The organism is Ruminococcoides intestinihominis (assembly GCF_040096285.1).
Classification (GTDB): domain Bacteria; phylum Bacillota; class Clostridia; order Oscillospirales; family Acutalibacteraceae; genus Ruminococcoides; species Ruminococcoides intestinihominis.
In genome coordinates, this window is record NZ_JBBMEY010000008.1 from 1 (window position 1) to 24,318 (window position 24,318).

33 protein-coding genes and 1 pseudogene are annotated in these 24,318 nt (G+C 33.8%); 26 read left to right on the forward strand and 8 right to left on the reverse strand.

The window, feature by feature from the left end; all coding sequences use genetic code 11:
* Positions 1-462 (forward strand): annotated as a pseudogene (locus WMO18_RS03260) (iron-containing alcohol dehydrogenase); the annotation flags it as partial.
* Between the two features lie 280 nt (positions 463-742).
* On the opposite strand, the gene WMO18_RS03265 reads toward WMO18_RS03260, so the two are convergent.
* The 4 genes from WMO18_RS03265 to WMO18_RS03280 all read right to left on the reverse strand — a co-directional run bounded on the left by WMO18_RS03265 (position 743) and on the right by WMO18_RS03280 (position 3,669).
* Positions 743-1,285 (reverse strand): manganese catalase family protein, encoded by a 543-nt coding sequence (locus WMO18_RS03265; protein WP_211148476.1) that lies wholly within the window; start codon positions 1,283-1,285, stop codon positions 743-745.
* Between the two features lie 10 nt (positions 1,286-1,295).
* Positions 1,296-2,735: a recombinase family protein gene (locus tag WMO18_RS03270; protein ID WP_367286316.1), complete on the reverse strand. Its 1,440-nt coding sequence runs from the start codon at positions 2,733-2,735 to the stop codon at positions 1,296-1,298.
* 168 nt (positions 2,736-2,903) lie between these two features.
* Positions 2,904-3,464 (reverse strand): ATPase, encoded by a 561-nt coding sequence (locus WMO18_RS03275; protein ID WP_367286317.1) that lies wholly within the window; start codon positions 3,462-3,464, stop codon positions 2,904-2,906.
* Between the two features lie 10 nt (positions 3,465-3,474).
* The gene (locus tag WMO18_RS03280) at positions 3,475-3,669 is read right to left on the reverse strand and encodes a helix-turn-helix domain-containing protein (RefSeq protein ID WP_296077218.1); all 195 of its coding nucleotides are present in this window, start codon (positions 3,667-3,669) and stop codon (positions 3,475-3,477) included.
* An 83-nt stretch (positions 3,670-3,752) separates the two neighbouring features.
* Between WMO18_RS03280 and WMO18_RS03285 the strand changes: the two genes are divergently transcribed.
* Positions 3,753-4,202 (forward strand): hypothetical protein, encoded by a 450-nt coding sequence (locus WMO18_RS03285; RefSeq protein WP_367286318.1) that lies wholly within the window; start codon positions 3,753-3,755, stop codon positions 4,200-4,202.
* Here the strand turns inward: WMO18_RS03285 and WMO18_RS03290 are convergent.
* On the reverse strand, positions 4,197-5,039 hold the full coding sequence (locus tag WMO18_RS03290) for a hypothetical protein (RefSeq protein WP_367286319.1): 843 nt from the start codon (positions 5,037-5,039) through the stop codon (positions 4,197-4,199). The two genes, WMO18_RS03285 and WMO18_RS03290, sit on opposite strands and share 6 nt — an antisense overlap.
* 162 nt (positions 5,040-5,201) lie before the next feature.
* Positions 5,202-5,852 carry a LexA family transcriptional regulator gene (locus WMO18_RS03295; protein WP_367286320.1) on the reverse strand — a complete coding sequence of 217 codons (651 nt, stop codon included), beginning with the start codon at positions 5,850-5,852 and terminating at the stop codon, positions 5,202-5,204.
* 153 nt (positions 5,853-6,005) lie between these two features.
* On the opposite strand from WMO18_RS03295, the gene WMO18_RS03300 reads away from it, so the two are divergent.
* Positions 6,006-6,215: a hypothetical protein gene (locus WMO18_RS03300; RefSeq protein WP_367286321.1), complete on the forward strand. Its 210-nt coding sequence runs from the start codon at positions 6,006-6,008 to the stop codon at positions 6,213-6,215.
* A 35-nt stretch (positions 6,216-6,250) separates the two neighbouring features.
* Here the strand turns inward: WMO18_RS03300 and WMO18_RS03305 are convergent, their stop codons facing one another.
* The gene (locus WMO18_RS03305; protein ID WP_367286322.1) at positions 6,251-6,391 is read right to left on the reverse strand and encodes a hypothetical protein; all 141 of its coding nucleotides are present in this window, start codon (positions 6,389-6,391) and stop codon (positions 6,251-6,253) included.
* A 240-nt stretch (positions 6,392-6,631) separates the two neighbouring features.
* On the opposite strand from WMO18_RS03305, the gene WMO18_RS03310 reads away from it, so the two are divergent.
* Positions 6,632-6,859 carry a DUF739 family protein gene (locus tag WMO18_RS03310; protein WP_367286323.1) on the forward strand — a complete coding sequence of 76 codons (228 nt, stop codon included), beginning with the start codon at positions 6,632-6,634 and terminating at the stop codon, positions 6,857-6,859.
* A gap of 433 nt (positions 6,860-7,292) precedes the next feature.
* Positions 7,293-7,514 (forward strand): hypothetical protein, encoded by a 222-nt coding sequence (locus WMO18_RS03315; RefSeq protein WP_367286324.1) that lies wholly within the window; start codon positions 7,293-7,295, stop codon positions 7,512-7,514.
* Positions 7,515-7,649: 135 nt separating this feature from the next.
* Here WMO18_RS03315 and WMO18_RS03320 read toward each other — a convergent pair whose 3' ends face one another.
* On the reverse strand, positions 7,650-8,471 hold the full coding sequence (locus WMO18_RS03320) for a DUF4393 domain-containing protein (protein WP_367286325.1): 822 nt from the start codon (positions 8,469-8,471) through the stop codon (positions 7,650-7,652).
* A gap of 149 nt (positions 8,472-8,620) precedes the next feature.
* Here WMO18_RS03320 and WMO18_RS03325 point away from each other — a divergent pair, with 149 nt between their 5' ends.
* From WMO18_RS03325 to WMO18_RS03425, 21 genes are all read left to right on the forward strand, one after another.
* Positions 8,621-8,824: a hypothetical protein gene (locus WMO18_RS03325; RefSeq protein WP_367286326.1), complete on the forward strand. Its 204-nt coding sequence runs from the start codon at positions 8,621-8,623 to the stop codon at positions 8,822-8,824.
* Positions 8,825-8,847: 23 nt separating this feature from the next.
* On the forward strand, positions 8,848-9,078 hold the full coding sequence (locus WMO18_RS03330) for a hypothetical protein (RefSeq protein WP_367286327.1): 231 nt from the start codon (positions 8,848-8,850) through the stop codon (positions 9,076-9,078).
* Complete coding sequence (locus WMO18_RS03335) at positions 9,062-9,367, forward strand: hypothetical protein (protein ID WP_367286328.1); 306 nt, start codon at positions 9,062-9,064, stop codon at positions 9,365-9,367. Before WMO18_RS03330 ends, WMO18_RS03335 begins: the two co-directional genes overlap by 17 nt.
* Positions 9,364-9,504: a hypothetical protein gene (locus tag WMO18_RS03340; protein ID WP_287934132.1), complete on the forward strand. Its 141-nt coding sequence runs from the start codon at positions 9,364-9,366 to the stop codon at positions 9,502-9,504. The genes WMO18_RS03335 and WMO18_RS03340 overlap by 4 nt, the downstream gene beginning before the upstream one ends.
* Positions 9,505-9,684: 180 nt before the next feature.
* Entirely contained in the window at positions 9,685-10,677 is a 993-nt protein-coding gene (locus WMO18_RS03345) for a hypothetical protein (RefSeq protein WP_367286329.1), read from the forward strand.
* 62 nt (positions 10,678-10,739) lie between these two features.
* On the forward strand, positions 10,740-11,336 hold the full coding sequence (locus tag WMO18_RS03350) for a siphovirus Gp157 family protein (protein WP_367286330.1): 597 nt from the start codon (positions 10,740-10,742) through the stop codon (positions 11,334-11,336).
* 10 nt (positions 11,337-11,346) lie between these two features.
* Positions 11,347-12,123: a DEAD/DEAH box helicase family protein gene (locus WMO18_RS03355; RefSeq protein ID WP_367286331.1), complete on the forward strand. Its 777-nt coding sequence runs from the start codon at positions 11,347-11,349 to the stop codon at positions 12,121-12,123.
* Positions 12,120-13,460: a DEAD/DEAH box helicase gene (locus WMO18_RS03360; protein ID WP_367286332.1), complete on the forward strand. Its 1,341-nt coding sequence runs from the start codon at positions 12,120-12,122 to the stop codon at positions 13,458-13,460. Before WMO18_RS03355 ends, WMO18_RS03360 begins: the two co-directional genes overlap by 4 nt.
* Positions 13,457-13,771 (forward strand): VRR-NUC domain-containing protein, encoded by a 315-nt coding sequence (locus WMO18_RS03365; protein ID WP_367286333.1) that lies wholly within the window; start codon positions 13,457-13,459, stop codon positions 13,769-13,771. The genes WMO18_RS03360 and WMO18_RS03365 overlap by 4 nt, the downstream gene beginning before the upstream one ends.
* 4 nt (positions 13,772-13,775) lie before the next feature.
* Positions 13,776-14,276: a DUF669 domain-containing protein gene (locus tag WMO18_RS03370; protein ID WP_367286334.1), complete on the forward strand. Its 501-nt coding sequence runs from the start codon at positions 13,776-13,778 to the stop codon at positions 14,274-14,276.
* Positions 14,277-14,387: 111 nt separating this feature from the next.
* On the forward strand, positions 14,388-16,688 hold the full coding sequence (locus WMO18_RS03375; protein ID WP_367286335.1) for a phage/plasmid primase, P4 family: 2,301 nt from the start codon (positions 14,388-14,390) through the stop codon (positions 16,686-16,688).
* Between the two features lie 145 nt (positions 16,689-16,833).
* Positions 16,834-17,250 carry a hypothetical protein gene (locus WMO18_RS03380; protein ID WP_367286336.1) on the forward strand — a complete coding sequence of 139 codons (417 nt, stop codon included), beginning with the start codon at positions 16,834-16,836 and terminating at the stop codon, positions 17,248-17,250.
* Between the two features lie 5 nt (positions 17,251-17,255).
* On the forward strand, positions 17,256-17,528 hold the full coding sequence (locus WMO18_RS03385) for a hypothetical protein (RefSeq protein WP_367286337.1): 273 nt from the start codon (positions 17,256-17,258) through the stop codon (positions 17,526-17,528).
* Complete coding sequence (locus tag WMO18_RS03390; RefSeq protein ID WP_367286338.1) at positions 17,525-17,878, forward strand: hypothetical protein; 354 nt, start codon at positions 17,525-17,527, stop codon at positions 17,876-17,878. Before WMO18_RS03385 ends, WMO18_RS03390 begins: the two co-directional genes overlap by 4 nt.
* A complete protein-coding gene (locus tag WMO18_RS03395; protein ID WP_367286339.1) occupies positions 17,868-18,284 on the forward strand; it encodes a DUF1492 domain-containing protein in 417 nt (138 codons plus the stop codon). The genes WMO18_RS03390 and WMO18_RS03395 overlap by 11 nt, the downstream gene beginning before the upstream one ends.
* 216 nt (positions 18,285-18,500) lie before the next feature.
* Positions 18,501-19,034 carry a hypothetical protein gene (locus tag WMO18_RS03400; protein ID WP_367286340.1) on the forward strand — a complete coding sequence of 178 codons (534 nt, stop codon included), beginning with the start codon at positions 18,501-18,503 and terminating at the stop codon, positions 19,032-19,034.
* A 68-nt stretch (positions 19,035-19,102) separates the two neighbouring features.
* Entirely contained in the window at positions 19,103-19,495 is a 393-nt protein-coding gene (locus WMO18_RS03405) for a terminase small subunit (RefSeq protein WP_367286341.1), read from the forward strand.
* Positions 19,485-20,849: a terminase gene (locus WMO18_RS03410; protein ID WP_437127956.1), complete on the forward strand. Its 1,365-nt coding sequence runs from the start codon at positions 19,485-19,487 to the stop codon at positions 20,847-20,849. Before WMO18_RS03405 ends, WMO18_RS03410 begins: the two co-directional genes overlap by 11 nt.
* Before the next feature lie 3 nt (positions 20,850-20,852).
* On the forward strand, positions 20,853-22,364 hold the full coding sequence (locus WMO18_RS03415) for a capsid protein (RefSeq protein WP_367286343.1): 1,512 nt from the start codon (positions 20,853-20,855) through the stop codon (positions 22,362-22,364).
* Complete coding sequence (locus WMO18_RS03420) at positions 22,357-23,940, forward strand: phage minor capsid protein (protein WP_367286344.1); 1,584 nt, start codon at positions 22,357-22,359, stop codon at positions 23,938-23,940. The genes WMO18_RS03415 and WMO18_RS03420 overlap by 8 nt, the downstream gene beginning before the upstream one ends.
* Positions 23,937-24,251, forward strand: coding sequence for a hypothetical protein (locus tag WMO18_RS03425; protein ID WP_367286345.1), 315 nt, complete (start codon positions 23,937-23,939; stop codon positions 24,249-24,251). The genes WMO18_RS03420 and WMO18_RS03425 overlap by 4 nt, the downstream gene beginning before the upstream one ends.
* The last annotated feature ends 67 nt before the right edge of the window (positions 24,252-24,318 follow it).

The window sequence follows — 24,318 nt, forward strand, 5'->3', positions numbered from 1 at the left end:
GGTATGGCATTCGCAAATGCATTCCTAGGTGTATGTCACTCAATGGCTCATAAGCTAGGTGCTTACCATCACCTACCACACGGTATTGCAAATGCCCTACTAATCGACCTAGTAATCAGATTTAATGCTGCAGAATGTCCAAGAAAGATGGGTACATTCAGCCAGTATGCTTACCCACACACAATGAGAAGATATGCTGAATTCGGTGAATACCTAGGCGTAAAGGGTAAGAATGATGAAGAAAAGGTAGAAAACCTAATCAAGATGATTGACGAGCTAAAGGAAAGAGTTGGCATTAAGAAGACAATCAAGGATTACGGCATTGAAGAAGATAAGTTCCTAGAAACACTAGACAGTATGTGTGAAGATGCATTCGATGACCAGTGTACAGGTGCTAACCCAAGATACCCATTAATCTCAGAAATTAAGGAAATGTATCTAAAGGCTTACTATGGTGAATAATTTAAGATTTTAATTATCGCTAATTAAAACTTAGTTAACCAAGTAAACAACAAATAAATGTGCAAACTAAAGTAAAACTGATAATAAGTTCTATTTTGTGTGTCTTTAATAGAATAACATTGTTGTCAGTATGCTTTAGTTTTGTACTTGAATATTTTGGTTTCCGTAAACCAATAAATAAAAAGTCTAAAAGAAGAATAATCTCAGCAAATAAAGTATTCAATTAGATTTATGAAATACAAAACCCCTCACAATTGTGAGGGGTTATTTGTATATATAATCATTTTCTGTTTTTCTTTAAACAGTTTTTGTCAAATTCAGGGTTAAAGGCATAGAAGTTTTTACAGTCAAGTCGGTCAGTTAGTATTCGTAAGTTTTCACCAAATCGCTGATAGTGTACAACCTCTCTTTCTCGTAAGAACCTAATCGGGTCAATAACATCCGGGTCATCACAAAATCTTAGTATGTTGTCATATGTTGACCTAGCCTTTTGCTCTGCTGCCATATCTTCATGCAAGTCGGTTATTGCGTCACCTTTTACTTGCATTGACGCTGTTGTATATGGTGTACCATTTGCGTCACAAGGATAAACACCGGTTGTATGGTCAACAAAATAAGCATCAAATCCAGCATCTTTTAATTGGTCTTCTGTTAAGTCTTTAGTTAGCTGATAAACAATAGTGCCTATCATTTCAAGGTGACCAAGTTCTTCTGTACCTATGTCGGTAAGTGTTGCTTGAAGTTCAGGGAACGGCATTGTGTACCTCTGACTTAAATATCTAAGTGATGCACCGAGCTCACCATCAGGTCCCCCATATCCCAAAAGTTATAATTCAAAAACAGAAAAATAACTCAACGGAAGAGAGGGAACGATTGAAGATGATTTTATCGATAAAAGTGCATAGCAATGCGTTTTTTTCCACTTCAGGAGTTGACTTACTTTTAAGAGTAGAGATAATTTCTTTTCTTCTGCTCATTAGTTTTTTCTTCGCTAAAAGGTGGTCTGGCTTAGGCTCTGGTGGTTTATTTTGCTTTTGTAATGAACGTATCTTGCTTTCAATTAACTCTTTTCTCTGCTTAAATTCAGCAAGGTTATAAACACCTTCCTCATAGGCCTCTTTAATTCTTCTTAACTTTGTATTTTCTTTTTCTATCATAAAATCAATGTTCAGTTCTTGTGGTTCTTCATGTGGTTGCTCTTTAGGTTTTAACTGAAAGTCACCACTCTTTAGAGTATCATCAATAGCATTAATAACAACCTCGTTTAGCCTATTAACTTGAATTGAATGTGATACATTACAAGTGCCATGTGCATACTTTATACACTGTAAACTATTACAAGCCAATGAAAGAGTAGCACCACAGTTAGAACACTTAACAAGACCTTTAAGCATATAATCCTTGCCATTTTGTCTGTCAGTAATGTAAGGTCTGTATTTTGCTTTGTTTTCGTCTAACTTTTTTTGGACCTTATCAAATATGTCAGTATCTATAATAGGCTGATGAATACCATCAACAATCATTATATCTTTATCATCATAATTTCTCCTGGTTCTTCGCTTAGGGTTCCAACGAATTTTGCCTATGTAAACCGGATTACGCAAAATGTATTCAATGGTTCTGTTTTCCCAGTTATTACCTCTAGTTGTCTTAATGCCTAGGTCGTTCAGTTCATTGGCTATTGCTCTGCATCCAACACCATTAAGGTACTTGATGAAAATTCTTTGAACAATAGGAGCATTGATAGGGTTGACTTGATACTTCTTATCAACAATATCATATCCAAATGCCGGTATAGATACTGCACCACCTCTGCTGACCTTTTCTGTCATTCCTCGTTTAACTTCTGTGGATAGATTAATAGAGTAGTATTCATCAAACCATTCAATAATTCTCTCTATCAGACTACCAAAAGGACCATCTATAATAGGCTCTGATGTGCTGATAACATCAATGCCACGCTTTTTTAACATACCCTTATAGAAAATAGCCTCTTCCTGATTTCTTGCAAATCGGCTAAACTTCCACACCATAATTGCAGAGAATGGGGAAGGGGTTTGTTTAGCAACTGCTATCATATGGTTAAACTCAGGTCGCTTACTTGCCTTTCTACCGGAGATACCGTCATCACGAAAAATATATTCTTTAGGTATCAAGTAGCCTTTTTGTTTTGCAAATTCTCTAACAACTTTAATTTGGCTATCCGGTGAAAGCTCTGTCTGATCATCTGTGCTAACTCTGATGTAAGCAGCTGCGATTTTTAAATCATCCATTTATTTTGCTCCTTTCTTATCTAAAAAAGGGTGCAAAAATCCCTTGTAAATTATATTGAAAAATTTACAAGGGTATGATACAATATTACTTGCTATGAAATAGTATCATTGCACCCTGTGTAATGATTATCGTCCTTTGGTATTGCCGTACCAGAGGGCGATTTTTTATTATAAATTAAGTGCGTTCTTATAACTCACAATCCATTGTGGTTTATAACCGTTGGAATATTGGAATTTATTATTTTTGATTTCGGCTACTTTTACAAAACCGTTTTCATTATCGTAAAAGATAACTTCATCACAAAGTGGAAGTACAGAGCCAAGTGACTTAATTCTTCTGTCAAATCTGCGTTTAACATCATCAGAAGGAATGTTGTGACCACCCTTTCTAACTCTGTTAGCAATACGGTTTATGCTTTCTTCCATTGAATTAAGACCAACATAGTACATTGTAACATAGTAGCCTTGTTTTCTAGCTTGTTTAATGGTTCGTACAGTTCTATGACCGGCAAGAGTAGTTTCTTGTGTGAAAGAAATATTGTTATCTAGGCAGTAGTCTATTTCTTCTATTGCCTTTTTACCTGCCTTAATGTTATCAAAGTTGTTTTCCTTTGCAATAACATCTGCATCTATAATGTGACCTAGAAGAACATTCTGACCTTCTAGTACACCTCTTAAACTTGACTTGCCTGTACCATTAACTCCAGCTATTAAAATATAATTGTTCATTTTATCACCTTTAACTCTTTAGTAGTTCATCAGTAGATACCTTGAAAATCTCTGAAATGTTGATAATGGTATCTATGGATGGTTCCATTTTCCCTTGTTCGTAATTTGATATTGCACTTCTGCTTAAATGCAACATACTTCCTAACTCAACTTGAGTTAGTTTGTTTTTTAGCCTATATGCTCTAAGGTTGTAAGAAAAAGACATTAAAATTCCTCCTTCTGTGATAAAAATAAGAATTGCATAGTAATTATTAATCATATGTAATATAATTAATATAGGGTGATAATATGAAAAACAAAATTTTACATTTACTAAATATAATAATTTTTAAGTATATATATTTATCTGTTTTGTTCCCGATAGTTGTGATAATAATTATTGATTGCTTGTCAAACTTCAAATTATTTGAAACTTTTATATCACAAAGTTCAAATATGAGTAATTTGGCTGGCATTTCCGGTACTTTTATAGGATTTTTATTAACAGCTGCAACAATATATCTTTCTTTACCTCTAGACAGTAAATTTAAAGTGTGGTTTATAAAACATGAACATCACAAAATATTCGTAAAAAATATTTTGTTTGGAACTATATTTTTTATGGTGCCTATTATATCTTGGATATGTAATTTAGAAATTTTAAATATAATAGGAATATATTGCTTTATAGCTGGTTGTTTAGAAGTACTAGTTTCTATGTACTATATATATCACTTAATAACAAAACAGAAATCATGAATTTATTTCTTTATACAACAATTCAATTTCTTGTTGAAACTTTCTTTTTATAAAATTAATATTTTCTTCTGGGTTACCTTGAATTTCAATAGGTGCACTTCTGTAAAATGTTTTTGATAAAATATCAAAAAATTGTTCTGTACCATCATCTGATTCACCAGATATTTTGTATTTTAAATATTTTCCCCTTTCACTTTCAATCTTATTCAAGTCATTGATGAATTGAGGTCCTGTATGTTTAAATTTGACTGATATTGTCACTTTATCAGCCTCAGCCGATTCTGTTTCTTGATATTGGTTCAAACTTCTAAATGTTTCTTTTGATGTTGATGGATTACATACATATTCTATGCCTTTAACTTTTTTAAATTTTTTTAATGCGTCATCTAAAGAAGTTATGGAATAAGGAATAAATCCAATGTGAAAATTTTCTTGAAGCAAAAATTGATTAATCATTTTAGTAAATTTTCCAGAATGTATGCTTGAAATAATTGAGGTGATGCACTTGTTAATATCAATGTAAAAGAAAGAAAAGTATTCAAAAATAACATTTTGATTAAGATCTTCTTTGTTATCATTGTTTATTACTTTTAATTTTAAAAATTCATCTTTTGGTTCGTCCTCTTTAAGAAATCTACCAAATAAGTGCTTTTCGTCAGATGAAATAATTTCAATTCCAATTTTCATATCTTTAGAACGATATTCTCCTAATTGTGGAAAGCATTTTCTAAACATGCTTTGAAGCATAGATGGATCATCTATCTTATTTGAAAAAAGAGAATAGTCTGGAATTGTTTTGTAAAAATATACGGTTTTTTTAATTGTTTTTGTTGCCATTTTTTTCACTCCTAGTATTGACATAATATGCCAAAATATATTATAATCATACTGAAAGTGAAACAACCACTCTTTACTTTCATATAAGTACTATCTTGTTCCCAGCAAGGTAGTGCTTTTTCTTTTATTATATCCTCAAGTACCAAAACGGTAGTTGAGGTTTTATTTTATATTACTATAAAAACTAATTGCTTTACCTAATATTCTGATTTTTTCAAGTTCTGAACCTTCATAATTCATAACTTTGTAGGTAGGATTTTCAGGACGAAGTTCTATTCTGTTACCGTATTTATATACTTTCTTTAAAGTAGCGTCATTGCCGATAAGAACGGCAGCAATTTCCCCATTTTCAACATCAGGTTGTTCTCTAACAAAAACTATATCACCATCAAATATTCTAGCATTAATCATACTATCACCTTTACAACGCAAAGCAAATGTGCCTTTAGTATCTGTTGGCATAGGAACATAATCCTCAATATTTTCATCAGCGAGAATTGGTTCACCACAAGCAATAGTACCAACTAGAGGGACTAACTTAGTCTTTGGTAGGGGAATAATATTGTCTGCCTTTTGAGTGGTAGGTTCTTGTGTGTCTCTTTCCATTGGTACATTATCAAATCCCATTAACCAAGCTTCATTTACATTTAATGCCTTTGCAATTAAGTATGTGCGAGTTTGTTTTGGTTTGAATTTACCAGACATATATTGGCTCATTGCAGATTTAGGGATTTTTGTTTTATTACAAAGTTCGCTTTGAGTAATTCCCTTTATATCCATAGCTTTTAGTAGTTGTTTGTAAAACTCAGCCATAAATATCACCTCTTTGATTGAATTATATAATATAGTTTAGAAAAAATCAAGAAATATTTGAAAAAAGTTTAGAAAAATTGAAATTTTATGTTGACAATATAAATTTCTTAGGTTATACTAAGTTTAGAAAAACTAAACAAGAGGTGAGATAAGTTGAGTATAGAACCCTATTACCCTAATTTAGAAGCAGAATTTTCTAGAAAAGGTATTAAGAAAAAGCAAATTGCCGAACAATTAGGAATTTCAGAACGAGCATTTAGTAGTAAAATGACTGGCAAAAATGATTTTTGGTTATCTGAAGCATTTGCTATTTATTCATTATTTACTGATGTATCATTCACAGATTTATTTGCCCATAAATAAAAGAGCGAAGTACAAAACTTCGCTCAGCTGGTTAATTATTTTGTTTTTCTTCCGGTTCTAGTTTGTGATAATGCACTACCAGCAACAGATTTGCTAGTCTTACTACTACTATTGCTACGCAAAATCTTTGATGCTTTAGATGCAACACTTTTACTAGTCTGTTTAGTATTAGCCATAGTGTACCTCCTTTCTTAAATTATAGATATATTATACTATATATAGAAATTTAAGTCAAGGAACCACTACATAAAATACTATATATCGATTGTGCATTATTCATAAGGTGTAGTAGTAGAATTACAAATTTAGTTCAAAATATTTCAACTTTTGGGTAAAGTGAATTTGTAGGTACATTAGAAATATTGTTAATAATACACAAATCTTTCTTTTTTTATTATATTAAGGAGGTGAATATAATGCCTAATGAAACTGCATTTAATTATAGTAAATTAAAAGGTAGGATTAAAGAAAAGTGTGGAACTTGTTTTAACTTTGCCAAACAGTTAGGTTGTTCAAACAACACTTTATCTGCGAAAATTAACAACGCTAGTGATTTTTCTCAAACAGAAATTATAAAATCAGTAGATATTTTAGATTTAAAGGTAGAAGATATTTCCACATATTTTTTTACTCCAAAAGTTTAGTTTTCTAAACTTTTAACCTAACAAAAAACTGAATAGAGTGTGTTTCTATCCAGCTATTGCCCAAATTTGTTTACCCAATATTTCTTGCAGGTTTTCACCACATATCAACACACAATATGTTTCTATCAGAAATGTTATTGCTTTGGCAGTATTGGTTCTGCACTAATAGCCTATATGTCAACAACCTTTTAAGGAACACTTTTTGAGGTGGGCATTTTTACGAGTGCCACTCTAGAGTTTACGTGGTCCACACTTAACGCCTCAACAGTTGTTTCACCCCTAAAACATGGGAACTGGCAAATTCAAAAGTTTGGTCAAAAAGACCAGCTCCTTTCTATGCCAATAGGCTAGTCTAATGATACAAATATTTTTGTATTTTGTCAAATAAATTTGGGATAAAACAATGTAAATCAACTGTCCATAATTGGGACTTATGAAAGTAGGTGAAAGAATGGATGATAATATTCTACCACATATTCTAATTGTATTGTTGGTATTGCTGGTGTGTTGCACGATCGTACAAAATTTTATCATGCAGGACACAATTAATGAGCAAAAGGATACTATAGCCATTATGCAGGACACTATAGACACCCAAGAAGACACTATAGCAACTATGCAGGAAATTATAGATATTCTTGAAGAAAGTAGGTGAGAAATTTGGAACTAGTCGGGATAATATTACTTGTATTAGTTATTGTACTGATTGCAAGTTTTATAACTGCAAAAATAATAGCCGTCCATTTCTTTAAGATAATAGACGACTTTTTGACAAGTTATGAAAATAATATTATGGATTTGATTCGTTGGGCAAAGGAGAAAGACAAACATCAATAAAGGATTCTCCTAGTGGAGTGATTTGTGCATATCCTTTATTGAATGCTAACTTATTATTTTCTCCTTTGCAGTGATTAATTTTATCAAATTCTTCTTTTAAGCATTTGTAATATTGTGTTTCAAAAAAGGGTTTATAGTAATCATCATTTGATAAATGCCCACTATATATAGTTTCTATTAAACCTAATCTACTAAGAGATGATATTGAAACATTTTGTAAATCTATATCATCACAGTTTGGATTACTAATAAATAGGTATGAAGTAATCAATTTACTGCGATTTTTATCATCAACAATTTTTAATTGTAGAATAGGATATTGAATTTTAGTTTGAAAAAGTTTGAGATTTTGAGCATCTAATGGTGACATTTGTTTGATAATTTCTGCAAATGAAGGATGAACTTTAGTGGCCATACGATTATCCATTGAATTCACAATTAATTTTTCAAACATGTTTCTGATTTCTCTTTCATCAAGGTAATACTTTGAAGTATCAAGTGCCGGCAAGATGATAGATTCTTTAGGTTCTATTTGATTTTTTTCAGGAATATTATCAACACTATCGGCTAGGGTCTTTTTAAATTCTTCAAGATTCTTTTTACGGATAAGCCTACTTTTTTCAGCTTTTTCATGAAGACCACCAAAACATAAATCGCATAGGTCTCCTAAAGCAGTACCAAAAGACTTGCAAGGTGGATTAGTAAGATTTTTAGCTTGTTCAGTATTAAGAATATTAGAAACAGGGTCAATATTAGGAATATCATTTTTTGACATAATATCTTCCTTTCTTTTAAATATTTCTCTTTCATTTTATAGCTTTTTGATGAAAATTACAAGAATACTGAAAAGTTTTATTGAAAATGTGAAGAAATTAAAAGAATAGGACAATCAAGGCACAACATAACTTTTAGTGAGGTGATGAAATGGCAAAAGAGTTAGCGTATAGGGTATGGGTTAATGATGGTGGTAAGCAGGTGTTGTGGGCAGAAAAGGACCACAACGGCAACAAGACCAATCATCTAACCAAGGAACAAGAACAATGCTATATTAATGGCATATGTTCAAGAATAAGTCAGGGTATGACTGACTATGTGAATAACCATCCTGATTCAGTACTACTGAATTAGGCAAAAGAAAGGAAGTGAAAAAAGTGGGAAGTTTCACTATTGCAGTTATCATACTGGCATTTGTACTTCTAGTCCTAGGTGTTATAGGTTGTCTGAATAAGGCTCACACAGATAATACCAAGTGGCTACAGAATAGCTGGAATGAAGTGATGAACGAACAAAGGCATTTGCTAGAAATGATTAGGGAAAACCAAAATCAGATAGTAAGACTGCTAAGAAAGTTGGAGGAAAAGGACAATGAAAGAAAAGATTAAAGCAGTAGGATTGGCAGTATCAATAGTGGTTACAATCATTGTTTCCTTAGTGCTACATATCAATCTGATGTCAAAGCATGGTGGTTTCTTACTTCTTCCGTTTCTCTACTTTGGTTTTGTGTACATTATGCCACGCATATTGTCTGATATTTTAGCAGACTTCAAAGTTGCATACAGTAGGGAAAACCTCTGTATAACTAAAGACGATTATCAGACAAAGTGTTTTGAAGAGGCACTAGGCACAAAACCGGAAGAAGTTGAACACATTGTTGAGGGCAAAGAAGTATGAACACAAAGTACATTTTTCCGTTGCTATTAATAGCACTTGATGTAGGTGCTGCAATAGTCTATGGCATCAACAAAGACATCAGAATGGCAACATATTGGATTGCAGCTGCAGTTCTTAATATATGTGTGACCTTTTAGGGGGTGGACTGGTTATATTAAATCTTTTTTATCATTATATAATTAATGGCAAAAATAAAAGCCACTAGAGAACTGCAATTCCCTAGTGACCTGAAAGGTGTTCCTATGACGGAACATATTAAAGTAAACTAATTTCATTTTAGATTATCTAAAGTGAAAAGTCAAGGAGGAATTGAAAAATTGGAACAGATTACTTTATCTGAACAACATAAAAGGGCTGTTGAACTTCATCAGAAGATTATTATTTCTGCTAATCTGGCTCAGCAGAACTTATGGGATATGTGTACTTCTCTTAAGTTAATGAGAGATAACAAACTGTATAAAGAGTTAGATTATTCTAACTTTGAGGACTACTGTGAGAATGAAGTGGGTTTTTCAAGAATGCAAGCTCATAAGTATATTTCTATTGTAGAAAATGTAAATACTGAAAATGTAAACTCGAGTTTACATTTAGGAGTAACTAAACTATCATTACTTGCCTCTGTAAGCCAATCACAACAGGCTGAAATAGCCGAAAAAGTTGACCTGGAAAGCATTTCAGTACGAAAGCTAAAGGAAGAAATAGAGACTTTAAAGGCTGAAAAACTTGCAGAGAAAGAAAGTCTTGAACGAAAGAACAATGACCTTAAAAGGGTAGCTGACGAAGTAACAGAGAACAACTCTAAATTAGAGAAAGACTTGTTTTCAGCAAGGAAAAAGCTATCGGTTGCTACTGCCGATAAGGAGTGGTTGCAAAAGAAGATTGATGACCTGGAAAGCCGACCAATAGAAGTTGCAGTTGCCGAAACATCAGACAATGAAAGAAGACTTCAAGAAACAATCAAGTCCCTTGAAAGAGAGAATATCAAGAGGAATGAAGAACTTGAAAGACAGTATCGAGAAGATGAGCAGACAGTAAGAAGAATGCTTGAGAAAGAAAAGCAAGATGCACTTGATGATTTAACCGAAGAATATGAGAGCAAAATCAAGGACCTTCAGTCAAAGTCAAGGGTAAAGCAGTCAGACGGTACAGAGGCTTTTCAAGTGTGGAAACTGGTAGCAATGAAAGCATTAAGTAATATCCACAGAATTATTCTTATGAATGGAAGTAACAGACAAATGCAGAATATTTTTCACAGAGAAGTTTGTGAAATCAATGCTAAGATAGATGGCATTTTTGCAGAATGTAAATAATGAAAATGTGCAATCGATTGCACATTTTGAACATTGAAAACTAGAAAACAGGAGGAAGTAAAATGTCAAAACTTTATGAACTGTCAACAGATTTTCAGAATCTATTTGATATGTTTGAAGAAATTAATAACTGGTCACCGGACACAGACGCAGATGGACAACCTATTGACAGTGAGGGCAATGTAATTGAAAACCCTACTGCATACAAGGTGCAAATGCTTAACGGTTGGTTTGATACCCTAGAAGGTATTGAGGGTGAATTTGAAATGAAAGCAGAGAACATTGCTGCCTTTATCAAGTCACTAAAGGCTCAGTCAGACATTCTTAAGAATGAGGAAACTGCACTTAAGAAACGCAGAGACACTAAGGATAGACAGATTGAAAGTCTAAAGACTTATCTACTTAATCAGATGAAAGCAATAGGCAGAAAAAAGATTGATATGCCTAAGGCAGTTATCTCAATTCGTAACAATGCACCTTCACTTGTAGTTGATGATGAACTTGAATTGATTAATTGGGCAGAAGAAAATGATATGGACAGTTTTCTTAATTATCAACTGCCTAAGATTAAGAAGTCGGAAGTGAAGAAAGCTTGTAAGGATAATATGAATATTCCGTATGTACATATGGAAAGTAAAGAGTCACTAACTATTAAATAAGGAGGATATTATGGGATTACCGGTTTTAATTTTAGGTTTTTCAGGTAGTGGTAAGTCAGCATCACTTAGAAACTTTGCTCCTGACGAACTGGCACTTGTAAATGTAAATGGTAAACCACTACCATTTAGAAATAACTTTAAGTCAGTTATTTCATCAGATGATTACAAAACTATTGAAAGCTTTATTAAGAGTACAAAGGCAAAGTCTATAGCCATTGATGATACTCAGTACCTTATGGCCAATGAGTTTATGCGTAGATCTACAGAGAAAGGTTATGATAAGTTTACGGAAATAGGCAAGAATTTTTGGGAACTTGTAAAGATGACTGAATCATTACCAAGTGATACTATTGTTTATTTCTTAAGTCATATTGATGTGGATGATAACGGTAGGCAAAAAGCCAAAACAATAGGAAAACTTCTTGATGAAAAGATTACTGTTGAGGGTATGTTCACAACTGTATTAAAGACTGCCGTAGTGGATGGTAAGTATTATTTTGCTACTCAAACAGATGGTAATGATACTTGTAAAAGTCCTATGGGGTTATTTGATACTATGTTGATTTCTAATGATTTAAAGATAGTAGATGAGGCACTTAGAAACTATTACTATATGACAGAAGAAAAGCTTTGTGAAGTGTGCAAAAAACCTATTGTGTCTGATGGTAAAAGAACAGTACAGCAGATTATTGAGGGTACAAAGAAGAACTACAAAAAGCAGATGTGTATGTCTTGTGTTGCAAAGCTGATTAAAAAGAGAAAAGAAGAAAAAGAGGCTAAGCAATGAAACTAAGACCATACCAAGAACAGTTAGTTAATGAACTCCATACTGCTTGGAAAGATGGTTACAAAGCCCCTTGTATTGTTTTAGGTTGTGGTGGTGGCAAGTCTTGCATAGTTGCAGAAATTGCAAGACGAACCACCTGGAATGGCAAGAGAGTTTTGTTCCTGGTACATAGAAAAGAACTAGTTGACCAAATCTTTCGTACATTCGTACGGTGGGGTGTTCTTATGGATTTGTGTCAGATAGGTATGGTTCAAACCTTTACAAGAAGGTTAAAGAAACTACCTAAACCGGCACTGATTATTACAGATGAAAACCACCACAGTACAGCCTCATCATATAAAAGAATTTATGACTACTTTCCCAATGTACCTAGGGTAGGTGTTACTGCAACACCGGTAAGGCTGAACGGTGATGGCTTAGGTGATGTTAATGATAAGTTAATTGTAGGTGTAAGCACAAAATGGTTGATAAATCATAAGTGTCTTGCACCTTATGATTACTATGCACCTTGTATTGCAGATTTAACAGGACTGCATACAAAGATGGGTGAATATGTTACTGCCGATATTGAAAAAGCAATGATAAAGAATACTGTATTCGGTGATGCAATTAAGTATTACAAAAGTCTAGCTAATGGCAAAAAGGCAGTGTGCTATTGTTCATCTCTAAAGCACAGTATGGCAACTGCAAAGGCTTTTTGTAATGCCGGTATTAAGGCAGTACATATTGACGGTTCAACTCCTAAGGCAGAAAGAGATAAGATTATCTCTGACTTTAGAAAGGGTGACATTACTATTCTTTGTAATGTGGACCTTATCAGTGAAGGCTTTGATGTTCCTGATTGTGAATGTACCATACTGCTAAGACCTACCCACAGTCTTACTTTGTATATACAACAGTCAATGCGTTGTATGAGATATAGGGAAGGTAAGAAAGCAATAATCATTGACCATGTAGGCAACTATGCAAGACATGGTATGCCTGATGATGACAGAGTTTGGACCTTAGAAAAGAAAAAGCATAAGAGTGTTAAGAAAGCAGAAGAAGAACAAAGCAAAAAGATAAAATCTTGTCCTGAATGTTTCTTTACCTTTGAAAGTCCACCACCGGGTACTACCCCTGTATGCCCTCATTGTGGATATGTTTTTCCTAAAGCTGAAAGAGAAGTTGAGGTTGACACCGAAGCACATTTAATTAAGGTTGAGGGTTTCAAACTTGATTTTACTTCACCGGAAGATTGTCATTCTTATCAAGATTTACTTACCTATGCAAAAGAACATGGCTATAAAAAAGGTTGGGCCTTTTATCAAGCAAGAAATAGAGGTTTGTTAGTATGACAGAAGAACATATTATACAGAATAATATCCGTATTGTCTTGTCAAATGATTGTGTAATCTTTAGAGGGAATGTTGGCAAAGGCTTTACTAAAGATGGCAGATACTTTGATACAGGACTACCAAAAGGCTTTCCAGACTTGTTTGGTTTTCGCAAGTCTGATGGCAGAGCAGTATTTATAGAAGTAAAAACTTATAAGGGAAAAACATCAAAAGAACAGAAAAATTTTATAAACAAAATGCTTTCATATGGTGCTATTGCAGGTGTATGCAGAAGTACAGAGGATGCATTAAATTTAATAAAGGAGTTTTAATATTATGGGATTTAAAAATAATTATTCTGATGTAAATGAAAACAGCATTAAGCCTATAGGTGACTATGAATGTGTTATCCATAAGGTAGAAGAGAGAACTACTAGGAACGGCAAAGTAGGTCTTAACATTCAGTTCCTTATTCGTTCTGATGTTAATCAGAAGTACCAAAAGGGCTACATTTTCCATACCTTATGGAAAAGGAAAGAACCTACCGACCTTGATAAGCAAGTGAATGGCTATGGCTTTAATCAGGTTATGCAGTTAGGTAAGGCATCAGGTTTACCGGAAGGCAAAGACTATGACAACCTAACTCAGTTTATCAATGACTTAATTAATAAGCCGGTAAGAATTACTCTTAACCATAGGGAGTACAATGGTAACACTCAAGAAGAAGTTAAGTACATTAATAAGACTAAGTTCCCATTAAATGGTGCTAATATTCAACAACCTAAAAGCAATGATGGGTTTGAAGAAATGCCTGTTGAAGATGATTTACCATTCTAATTGTAATCATTCTATTAAAATTTCTGTGAAATTGCATAGTGCTATGCAACTTATTTGTGATTTAGGGGTATTAAGTGGGATACCCCTAAAAAATATTTAAGGAGAGATAAGATGAATATAAATAATAAATATATGGCAGTTCCACAGGAATTAAAGGCTTTGCCAAACTGGGTGTGTTACAAGAAAGAACCTGACCCAAAGTCCCATAGTGGATTTAGCAAAAAGCCTATTAACCCCAGAACCGGTAACTTTGCAATGTCCAACAATCCGTCAACATGGAGTGACTTTGAAACTGCTGTAAGAGAATCAGAGAAGTATTCAGGCATAGGCTTTATGTTTTCTAATTCACCATACTTTGGTGTTGATCTTGACGATATGCCAAAGGATATTGAAGATTTTAAAAATGGTGGTACCGACAATATAATCAGTGAGTTTGTACATACACTCCAATCCTATACAGAGTTTTCTCAATCTAAAACAGGTGTGCATATTATTTGTAAAGGTACTTTACCTAAAACAGGAAGGAAGAAAAAGCATACCTTTGGTGGCTTTGAAATGTACGATAAAGGCAGGTTCTTTGTTGTTACCGGTGACTATTGCAGTGAATATGTGGATATATCTGAATGTACCGAAAAGATAAAACCACTTCATTCAAAGTATATTGGTGGTGGCAAAGAACCTACACCTAAAATTCAAAAGCCAGTAGTAACTTTATCCACAACTAATGAAATAGTTGAAACTGCTATGAATGCAAAGAATGCCAACTTGTTTACTGCTTTATACAGAGGTGATTTCTCTGCTTATGGCAGTCAAAGTGAAGCTGACCTTGCTTTCTGTAATATGTTAGCTTTTTGGACAGGCTGTGATTCTGAAAAGATGGATGCAATCTTTAGACAGTCAGGTCTTATGAGAGATAAATGGGACAGAAAGCAAAGTGGCTCAACCTATGGTACTATCACAATTCAAAAAGCAGTAGCCGGTTGTAACAGTGTTTATGAACCTAAAAGCAGTGATAATTACAAAATATCAATAGGTAATAAAAAAGCACCTACAATACCTAGTAATGAAACGGTAAGGAGTTATTCCTTTGACGATATGGGTAATGCTCAAAGGTTTGTTGATTTATTTGGTGACAATATCCGTTACTGCTATACAGATAAGAAGTGGATGTACTATGACGGTAGAAAGTGGTGCATTGACAATATGGGTGCAGTTCATAGGATGGCCGATAAATCTGTTAATGCTATGAAAGCAGAACTAAAGAACTATGTTAAGTCTGATGAAGAGGCAGGTGGTGATATGGAAAAGGAGTTTAGAAAGCATATGAAACAAAGCCGTAGTAACCGTTCCAAGAATGCTATGCTTAATGAAGTTCAGCACTATGTTCCTATTCTTCCGGCACAACTTGACAGATACAAGATGGCACTTAATACACCTGATGGAGTTATTAACCTTAAAACCGGTGAACTAAAGCCTCATTCCTATTCTCATTATTTTACTAAGGTTACAGCAGTAGAGTATTCCAACAATGCTGATTGTCCTTTATGGCTAAAATTTCTTGATGATATTTTTAACGGTGACAAGGACTTAATAAGATATGTGCAAAAAGCAGTAGGCTATAGCCTTACCGGTTCTACTGCTGAACAATGTGCATTCTTCCTTTATGGTACAGGTAAGAACGGCAAGTCAACTTTTATTGATGTTATCAGAGATGTGTTTGGTGACTATGCAGCCAACATTCAGCCTGAAACAATTATGGTTAGAAATAGCCAAAGCAGTGCTATTAACAGTGATATTGCAAGACTTAAAGGTGCAAGACTTGTAACCTCAGTAGAACCTAATGAGGGTGTACGAATTAATGAAGGACTACTAAAACAGCTTACAGGTGATGATACTGTAACTGCCAGAAAGCTATATGCAGAGGAATTTGAGTTTAAACCTGAATTCAAGCTATGGATGGCTACAAATCATAAACCTATCATCAGAGGTACAGATACAGGTATATGGCGAAGAATACATATGATACCTTTTACAGTTCAAATACCGAATGATAAAGTTGACAAAAAGCTAAAGTATAAGCTTAAAGCAGAGATGACAGGAATATTCAAGTGGTGTGTTGATGGTTGTTTACTATGGCAGAAAGAAGGTCTAAAGATGCCTAGAGCAGTACTTGAGAGTGTAAACGAATATCGCAGAGAAATGGATGTTATTTCTGCCTTTGTAGAAGATATGTGTGTAGAGAGTGGCAGTGTTCAGGCTAGTACACTTTATGCAGTGTATGCTAAATGGGCAGAGGAAAACCATGAATACCGAATGTCTGCTACTAAATTTGGTGTAGAGGTAGCCAAAAAGTATGAGAAAATCAAACTAACTAAAGGAATATTCTATAAGGGAATTTCTCTTATTCAATAACATTTATGCAGGGTTATGCATAGTTTCAGGGTTTTTTCTATTCTTTATACAAAAGAAAAAATAATAATATATATATAGAAAAGGTTTTTGAAAAAGGGTTCAAACCCTGCATAACCCTTCATAGTTTTACATTATAGGAGTTTTTATGAACCACAGAATTAATTTGAATTTTAGTGATAGCAAAACCTTTGCTACTCTTGAGGGCAAGGCTATTGACGGGGTACTTGATTATAAGAACTTTCCACCAGTTGAGTATAAGTACTTTTCAAGATTATCTAAGCTGGGTTACCTTAACCGTCATAGTGGGTGGGATAAAAACCTTTGCGAAGAAAAGCAAAAGGATTTGCTACTTGAATATAAGGAAGAAAAAGCAGACTCAGAAAAGTTTCTGAACCTATCAAAACATATTCAAGAGAATATTAAACTTGGCAATGAACTAAACAGAAAGATTTATACACTATCTGATAAAGACAAAATCTTGGATTGTGCATTATTGATTATTGAATTAATCACTAATGAAAACGGCTTTTCAGATAGAATACATAGGAGAATTAAGGAGTAACAATAATGGAAATTAAGAGAGTATGTGCAGTATGTGGAAATGAATTTACTGCAAGAAACCACAATGCAAAGTATTGCAGTTATGAGTGTGTAAAGATACACAACAGAGTGAAGAACCAAAGGCTAAGGCAAGAACAAGCTAAAACGCCAAAGCAGTCAAGAGAACATAACCTTAACCGTACTTTGTACAATTTACATAAGTACAACGAAGAAAACGGTACAAGGCTAAGCTACGGTCAGTATAGAGCTAAGATTGAAACAGGAGAGATTGCTATATGAGTAATTATATTGATATTTCAAAGGGCAAATATATTGATGTTACAGAATTAGGAGAAATGATTGATAATAATGAATATGATGTTATTTGTGAGGAGAGTTTCCCATGTTCTTCTTATGGAATGACAACAGATGATTTTATAGACCTGATTAATGATTGCAAAAGAGTAAACTTGGGTAAGGCTGTTTCAAAACGAACACCTAAGAAGGTGGCATCAAGCAAAAAAGCATTGCTTGATAAATTTTGTCCTAGTTGCCATAAGAACCTTACTATGTTTAGTGCTAGTTGGGAATATAATTACTGTCCTCATTGTGGCCAGAGGTTAGATTGGAGTGATAACCTTGAACGCTAAAGAGTACCTTAATCGTGTAAGGTTTGCTGATATAAGCATTAATACTAAGAGTGATGAATTGTATCACCTAAAGCTAAAGTCATTACAAGTAAGCCCACAAAGCCAAGGTGAAAGGGTACAGAGTTCCGGTAGTGGTGGCGACTTTACAAAGATTATTGATAAGATTGTTTTATTGCAAGACAAAATCAATGAAGAAATTACGGGACTTGTAGAATTAAAGGAACAAGCCAGAACCCTTATACATATGCTGACTGATGAACGATATAAAACAGTTCTGACAGAGTATTACCTAAATCATAAAACATGGGAGCAGGTAGCTGATTGTATGAATTATGATTTGAGATGGGTATATAGAATACATGGGAAAGCCTTGAAAGAGTTTAGCAAAGTATTAAATAGCCATTAAAAGCCACTATAGAAAGTGCTATAATGATATTATGGAAAACCGAAAGAGATAGATAAGATTGCAAGAATGATTTTCACTTCTACTATTCCTCTTGTATAAAAATTCAGCATTACCCACCTAAGCACTTAGGTGGGTTTTGTTATCAATATCCAAAAGTTGACAATTTATTTAATCTTTTGTACAATGTATATGTATAAAATTATTGAGGTGAATTGTATGCTTAAGCAAGATAAAACATATAGAAAAATTAAGAAGTATGCTAAGAATGAGTTTAGCATAAAGGAACATATAGATGGTTATTCAAGTCTAATTGATGTGATTAAGAAAATTTTAGGCAACAGATACACATTGAAAGAATTGAAAGATGAAAAAATGAAATTAGAATTTATGACAATTCCTAAATCAGAATATAAATTCTGGATACAATTAATTGTAACTATTGTATTTTCCTTAGCAACACTAGTTATTAATTTTTCGAAAGATTTTCCAAAAATGACTGATGAAAATCAAGTTGTTATATTCATTAAAATATTATTAAGTTTGTTTATTATAGCGATTGCTGTAGCTATTGATATGGTAATTAATAAATTAATTGATAACCATAATTATTATGTAGAAAGATATAATGAACTTAAACTAAGTTGTTTAAACCAAGTTCTAGAAATTAAGCTTAAAGAAAAACATAATCAAAAGCATAAAGCAGATTATACACAAAAGCATTTTAAGGTGAATGTAAAATCAATTAAATAATATTCCAAAGGTTAAGCACTGCTTAGCCTTTTTCTTTTGCTATAAAAATGCTGAAAGGTGGTGTTATCATGAATGATAAGCTAAACGCAAGACAAAAGAAATTTGCTGAATATTATGCACAGAGTGGTAATGCCACAGAAAGTGCAATAAAAGCAGGATATTCAAAAAAATATGCAAACACTAATGCATCAAAACTACTACAAAATACTACAATAGTACAGTACATCAAAGAACTTTCCGACAAGCTGAAAGATGAAAGAATAATGTGTGCAAAAGACAGACAGGTAACATTATCTGATATTGCAAGAAACGGTGAAGAAGAAACATCAGACAGAATTAGGGCTATTGATACCCTTAATAAAATGACAGGTGAATATACCCTAAAAGTTGATGCAAATGTCAGTGCAGAAGTTTCTAAACTTGATGACCTGATTAAGCAAATGAGTGTTGATGATGAGTAATTTATTACTTTCTCAAAAGTATAAAGATTTCATCAAATGTAAAGCACCGGTTGAGTTTCTTGAAGGTACTACTGCTGCAGGAAAAACAACGGTAGGTATCTTTAAATTTTTTCTAAAGGTTGCACAGAGTAATAAGAAATATCATATCATTGCCTCAAAAGATACAGGTACTGCTGAAAAGAATATTATTAATAAGGACCTTGGTGTTGTTGATGACTTTGGTGTTCTTACAGAGTACAACGGCACCGGTACAAAAGATGAAAAGATACCACACATTCTGTTTCATACAAACAAGGGCAATAAGATTGTGTATGTTATGGGTTATGGTGATAAGAAAAAGTGGCAGAAGGCTCTGGGTGGTCAGTATGGTTGCTTGTATATTGATGAAATCAATACAGCAGATATAGACTTTGTGAGAGAAGCAAGTATGCGTTGTGACTACTTTATGGCTACTCTTAATCCTGATGACCCTAATTTACCGGTGTATAAGGAGTACATTAACTGTTCCAGACCACTTGAAAAGTACAAGTCAGATACACCGAAAGAAATATTAAATATGCTAACAGAAGAACCAAAGCCTAACTGGGTCCATTGGTTCTTTTCTTTTGAACATAACCTAGGACTGTCAAAGAATAAAATAGAACAAATTAAACTGAATGTTCCAAAGGGTACAAAGCTTTATAAGAATAAGATTTTAGGACTTAGAGGCAGGGCTACAGGTCTTGTATTTAGTAACTTTGATAGAAATGTTCATATTAAATCAAAAGAATGGGCAAAACAGTTCCTTGCTGATGATAGAAAAAGAAAAAAGGAACATTTTATTATCTTTACTTCAGGGCTTGATACTGCATATTCCCAAAAGTCACCTGACACAATAGCAATGACCTTCTTTGGAATAACTAATAGAGGTAATTGTATTCAGCTAGACGAAAAGGAATATAATAATGCAAAACTAAAAACACCACTGGCACCCTCTGATGTGGCTATAAACTACATTGAATTTTTAAAGAGAAATCAAGCTGAGTGGGGACTTGCGAGAAATGTATTTATTGATAATGCAGATCAAGCGACTATAACAGAATTGAACAAATATAAACGCAAGAACGGTTGTGTATTTACATTTAATAACGCATACAAGAAAACAACAATAATAGATAGAATTAATATGCTCTTAGGCTGGTTTGCTAAAGAGCATTATTTTATATTGGAACATTGTACAAGCACTATACAGGAATACGAACTGTATTCTTGGCTAGAGGATAAAGACAATACTCCTGAAGATGGTAATGATCACTTTATAAACTCATCACAGTATGGGTGGCTACCCTATAAGGATAAGATAGGATGTGAGTAGAGAATGGGGCTGATTAATAGAATGGCTGATACAGTAAGAAAAGGATTAAGAAGTTTTCTTAGGATTACTTCTGCATCAGATACTACCATTACAATCAGTGAGGGTGTAAACCACCTAACTGATTGTGCTAAAAACAGAATATGGTATTGGGGCAAGAGTAAGCAACTTCAAGAACTGTATGGAAGTCTTGATGTTCAGAAAACAATGTTTTGGAAAGCTAGACCTACAGCAGGTCAGGAAATACAGAAAATCCATGTTGCTATCCCTGCCTTAATCGTTGATGTTATTACCAATATTCTAAAAACCGATTTTAACGGTATTGAGATACACAATAATAATACAACCGAATATGAAGAAGTATGGGAGGAAATACAGAAAGAAAATAATTTTGCTGATGTGCTTGAAAGTGCAATTAAGGACCTTGCAATAGTAGGTGACGGTGCATTTAAGATTTCATTTGATAATGAGATTTCTAAATTACCTATCATTGAATGGTACGGTGCCGAAAAGGTAAAATACACTTATGCTCGTGGCAGAATCAGAGAAATTAAGTTCTATACAGAATACACAGAAAAGACAAGGTGCTATCAGTTTGAAGAGACCTATGGATATGGATATATCAAGTATGCTTTATATGACAGTAACGGAAGAGAGGTTGACCTTCATACTGTGAGTGCCTTGTCTTGGATAGATAGTGAGGGCATCACATTTGATAAATCATATATGTGGGCAGTACCTTTAATTTATAGCAATGGCTTTTATGAGGGTAGAGGTAAGGGTATTATCAGTAACAAGGAAGATGCCTTTGACAGTATAGATGAAATATGGTCGCAGTGGATGGATGCCTCTCGTTCAGCCAGATCAAAAACATATATGCCTGATTGTTACATACCTAGAAATCCTGAAACAGGTGAGCCTATTGCACCAAACCCATTTGACAACAGGTACATTGCTATAGGTAACGATATGAAAGAGGGTGTAGGCAATAAGATTGTAACAGAGTCACCGTCTATTCAACACGAAAGTTACCTATCAGCCTATGTAACTGCTTTAGATTTGTGCCTACAGGGTGTTATCAGTCCAAGTACTCTTGGTATTGATAATAAGAAATTGGACAATGCAGAGGCACAGAGAGAAAAAGAAAAGACTACTTTATATACAAGACAGAACTTTGTTAAACTTCTTGAAAAATCATTACCTAATCTTGTTAAGTCCGTACTTAATGCTTATTATGAACTAACAAATAAAGCCTTAGTACCGGCTGACCTTGATGTGGCAATTAACTTTAGAGAGTATGCTAACCCTAGCTTTGAAAGTCAAGTAGAAACTGTAGGTAAAGCAAGACAAAGTGCAATAATGAGTGTTGAAACTTCTGTTGAAAAGCTCTATGGAGATAGTAAGTGTTCTGATTGGAAAGCTGAGGAAGTCAAAAGAATTAAGGAAGAACAAGGCATAACCACCCTTGATGAAACTTCTGAAATTGATGACCTAAATACGGTACTAAACAATGGCTGATTATGATATTTCTAAAGCCTTTGAAACCATAGAAAATGAACTCATTGACAGTATGATGAGAAATTTTAAACATCATAGGGCAGAGGAAGAAAAAGAAGGTTATAACTGGTCACAGTGGCAGTCTGAACAACTTAAAAGCCTTGAACAGTACCGTAGAACCAACCAAAAGAAATACGGTAAGCAGTTTTCCACATTAAATAAGAAAATTGAGGAAATGCTGAAAACTGCAATGGCTGACGGCAATGCAAAGCAAGAGGCTGAAATATTAAAAGCTATTAAAAAAGGCTTTAATGTCGGTAAGGTAAGTCCTTCAGCTACCGGTGAATTTTTCAAAGTCAATGACAGAAAGTTAGATGCACTTATTAATGCAACTAAGAGCGATATGAAAAAGGCAGAAACTGCAATACTCAGAATGTCTAACGATAAGTACAGAAAAGCTATTTTCAATGCTCAGGTCTATGCAAACAGTGGTGCAGGTACATATGAAAAAGCAGTTGATATGGCAGTTAAGGATATGTTACAAGCAGGTCTTAATTGTGTGGAATATCGTAACGGTGCTAGGCATACACTTTCCGACTATGCAGATATGGCAATCCGTACTGCTAATAAAAGGGCTTATCTCTACGGTGAGGGTCAGAAAAGGCAAGAATGGGGTATCTCACTTGTAGTGGTAAATTCCCGTCAGGGTGGTTGCCCTGATTGTGCACAGTACATTGGCAGAGTATTTATTGATGATGTGTATTCCGGTGGCAGTAAAGCTGACGGTAAGTATCCTTTGCTTAGTGAGGCTATCGCAGGTGGTTTGTTTCATCCAAGGTGTAAGGACAGTACAAGTACCTATTACGAGGGTATTACCTCTCTTGAACCTGTAAGCAGTGAAGAACTTACCCAAATGGAAGAAAGAGAAACCCTAGAAACAAAGCAACAAAACGCAGAAAGACAAGAAAAACGATACAACAGACTTGCCCAACATAGCCTTGATGAAGATAATAAAATAAAGTATCAGAATAGAGCTGATGATTGGCATACAAGCAATGAAGAATATAAAGAAAAACTTGATGAAATAATTGAAAATTCTGTTGAAAATTCTAGTGAAAGTGGTATAATTGAATTAAGAAGTGTTGATGCAAGAGATAAGTTGAAAGATATTGATACTTCAAATATCCAAAAACTAAAGTCAGGTTTTTCTTGTTTTCCTAAAGGTGATTTACTTAATCAGTTTATCAAAAAAGTAAAATCAAAGGATGGTTACTATGATGTAGGGATGCATGGCACTCCTACTGCAATGTGCTTTGGTACAGATGCACCAAACACTTCACCTAGATTATTAGCAGATGTTATAAGGCGTAGAAAAGATTATAACGGAGAGAATATTCGTTTATTATCATGTAGTACAGGCAAAATAGTAGATGGTAATTATTGCTTTGCTGAAGAATTATCCAATGCTTTAGGAGTTTGTGTTGAAGCTCCTAGTGATGTATTGTACATAAGAAGTAACGGAACTTTTTCTGTTGGTGAAGAAGAAACAGGTAAAATGATAACATATAAACCTAATCAGAGGGGGCGTATAAAATGACAGAAAAAAATGGAATGAAATTTTTTGGTTATTGGGATAATATGCCATATTCTACTCTTACAGATAGCTTTGATGAATTATCAAAGATAAATAATAAAATTGATAAAAAGAAAGTTATTAAGCATATAGAAAACTTAGATGTTTGGGCTACTAGTTTACCAACTTATGATATGTTTACTGGTGAAAGAATACAAGCTGGTAAATATAAGGATGGGAAATATGTTTTCCCATTGGATTTTTTGCACTACTATAAAAATTATGATATTGGTATTCCTTTGGAGTATGAAGAATATCTGAAATCTATATTATAGCACTTTACGATTTGTGAGGTGCTATTTTTATTTAAAAGAAATTAGGTGATATGTTGATATGTCCGTA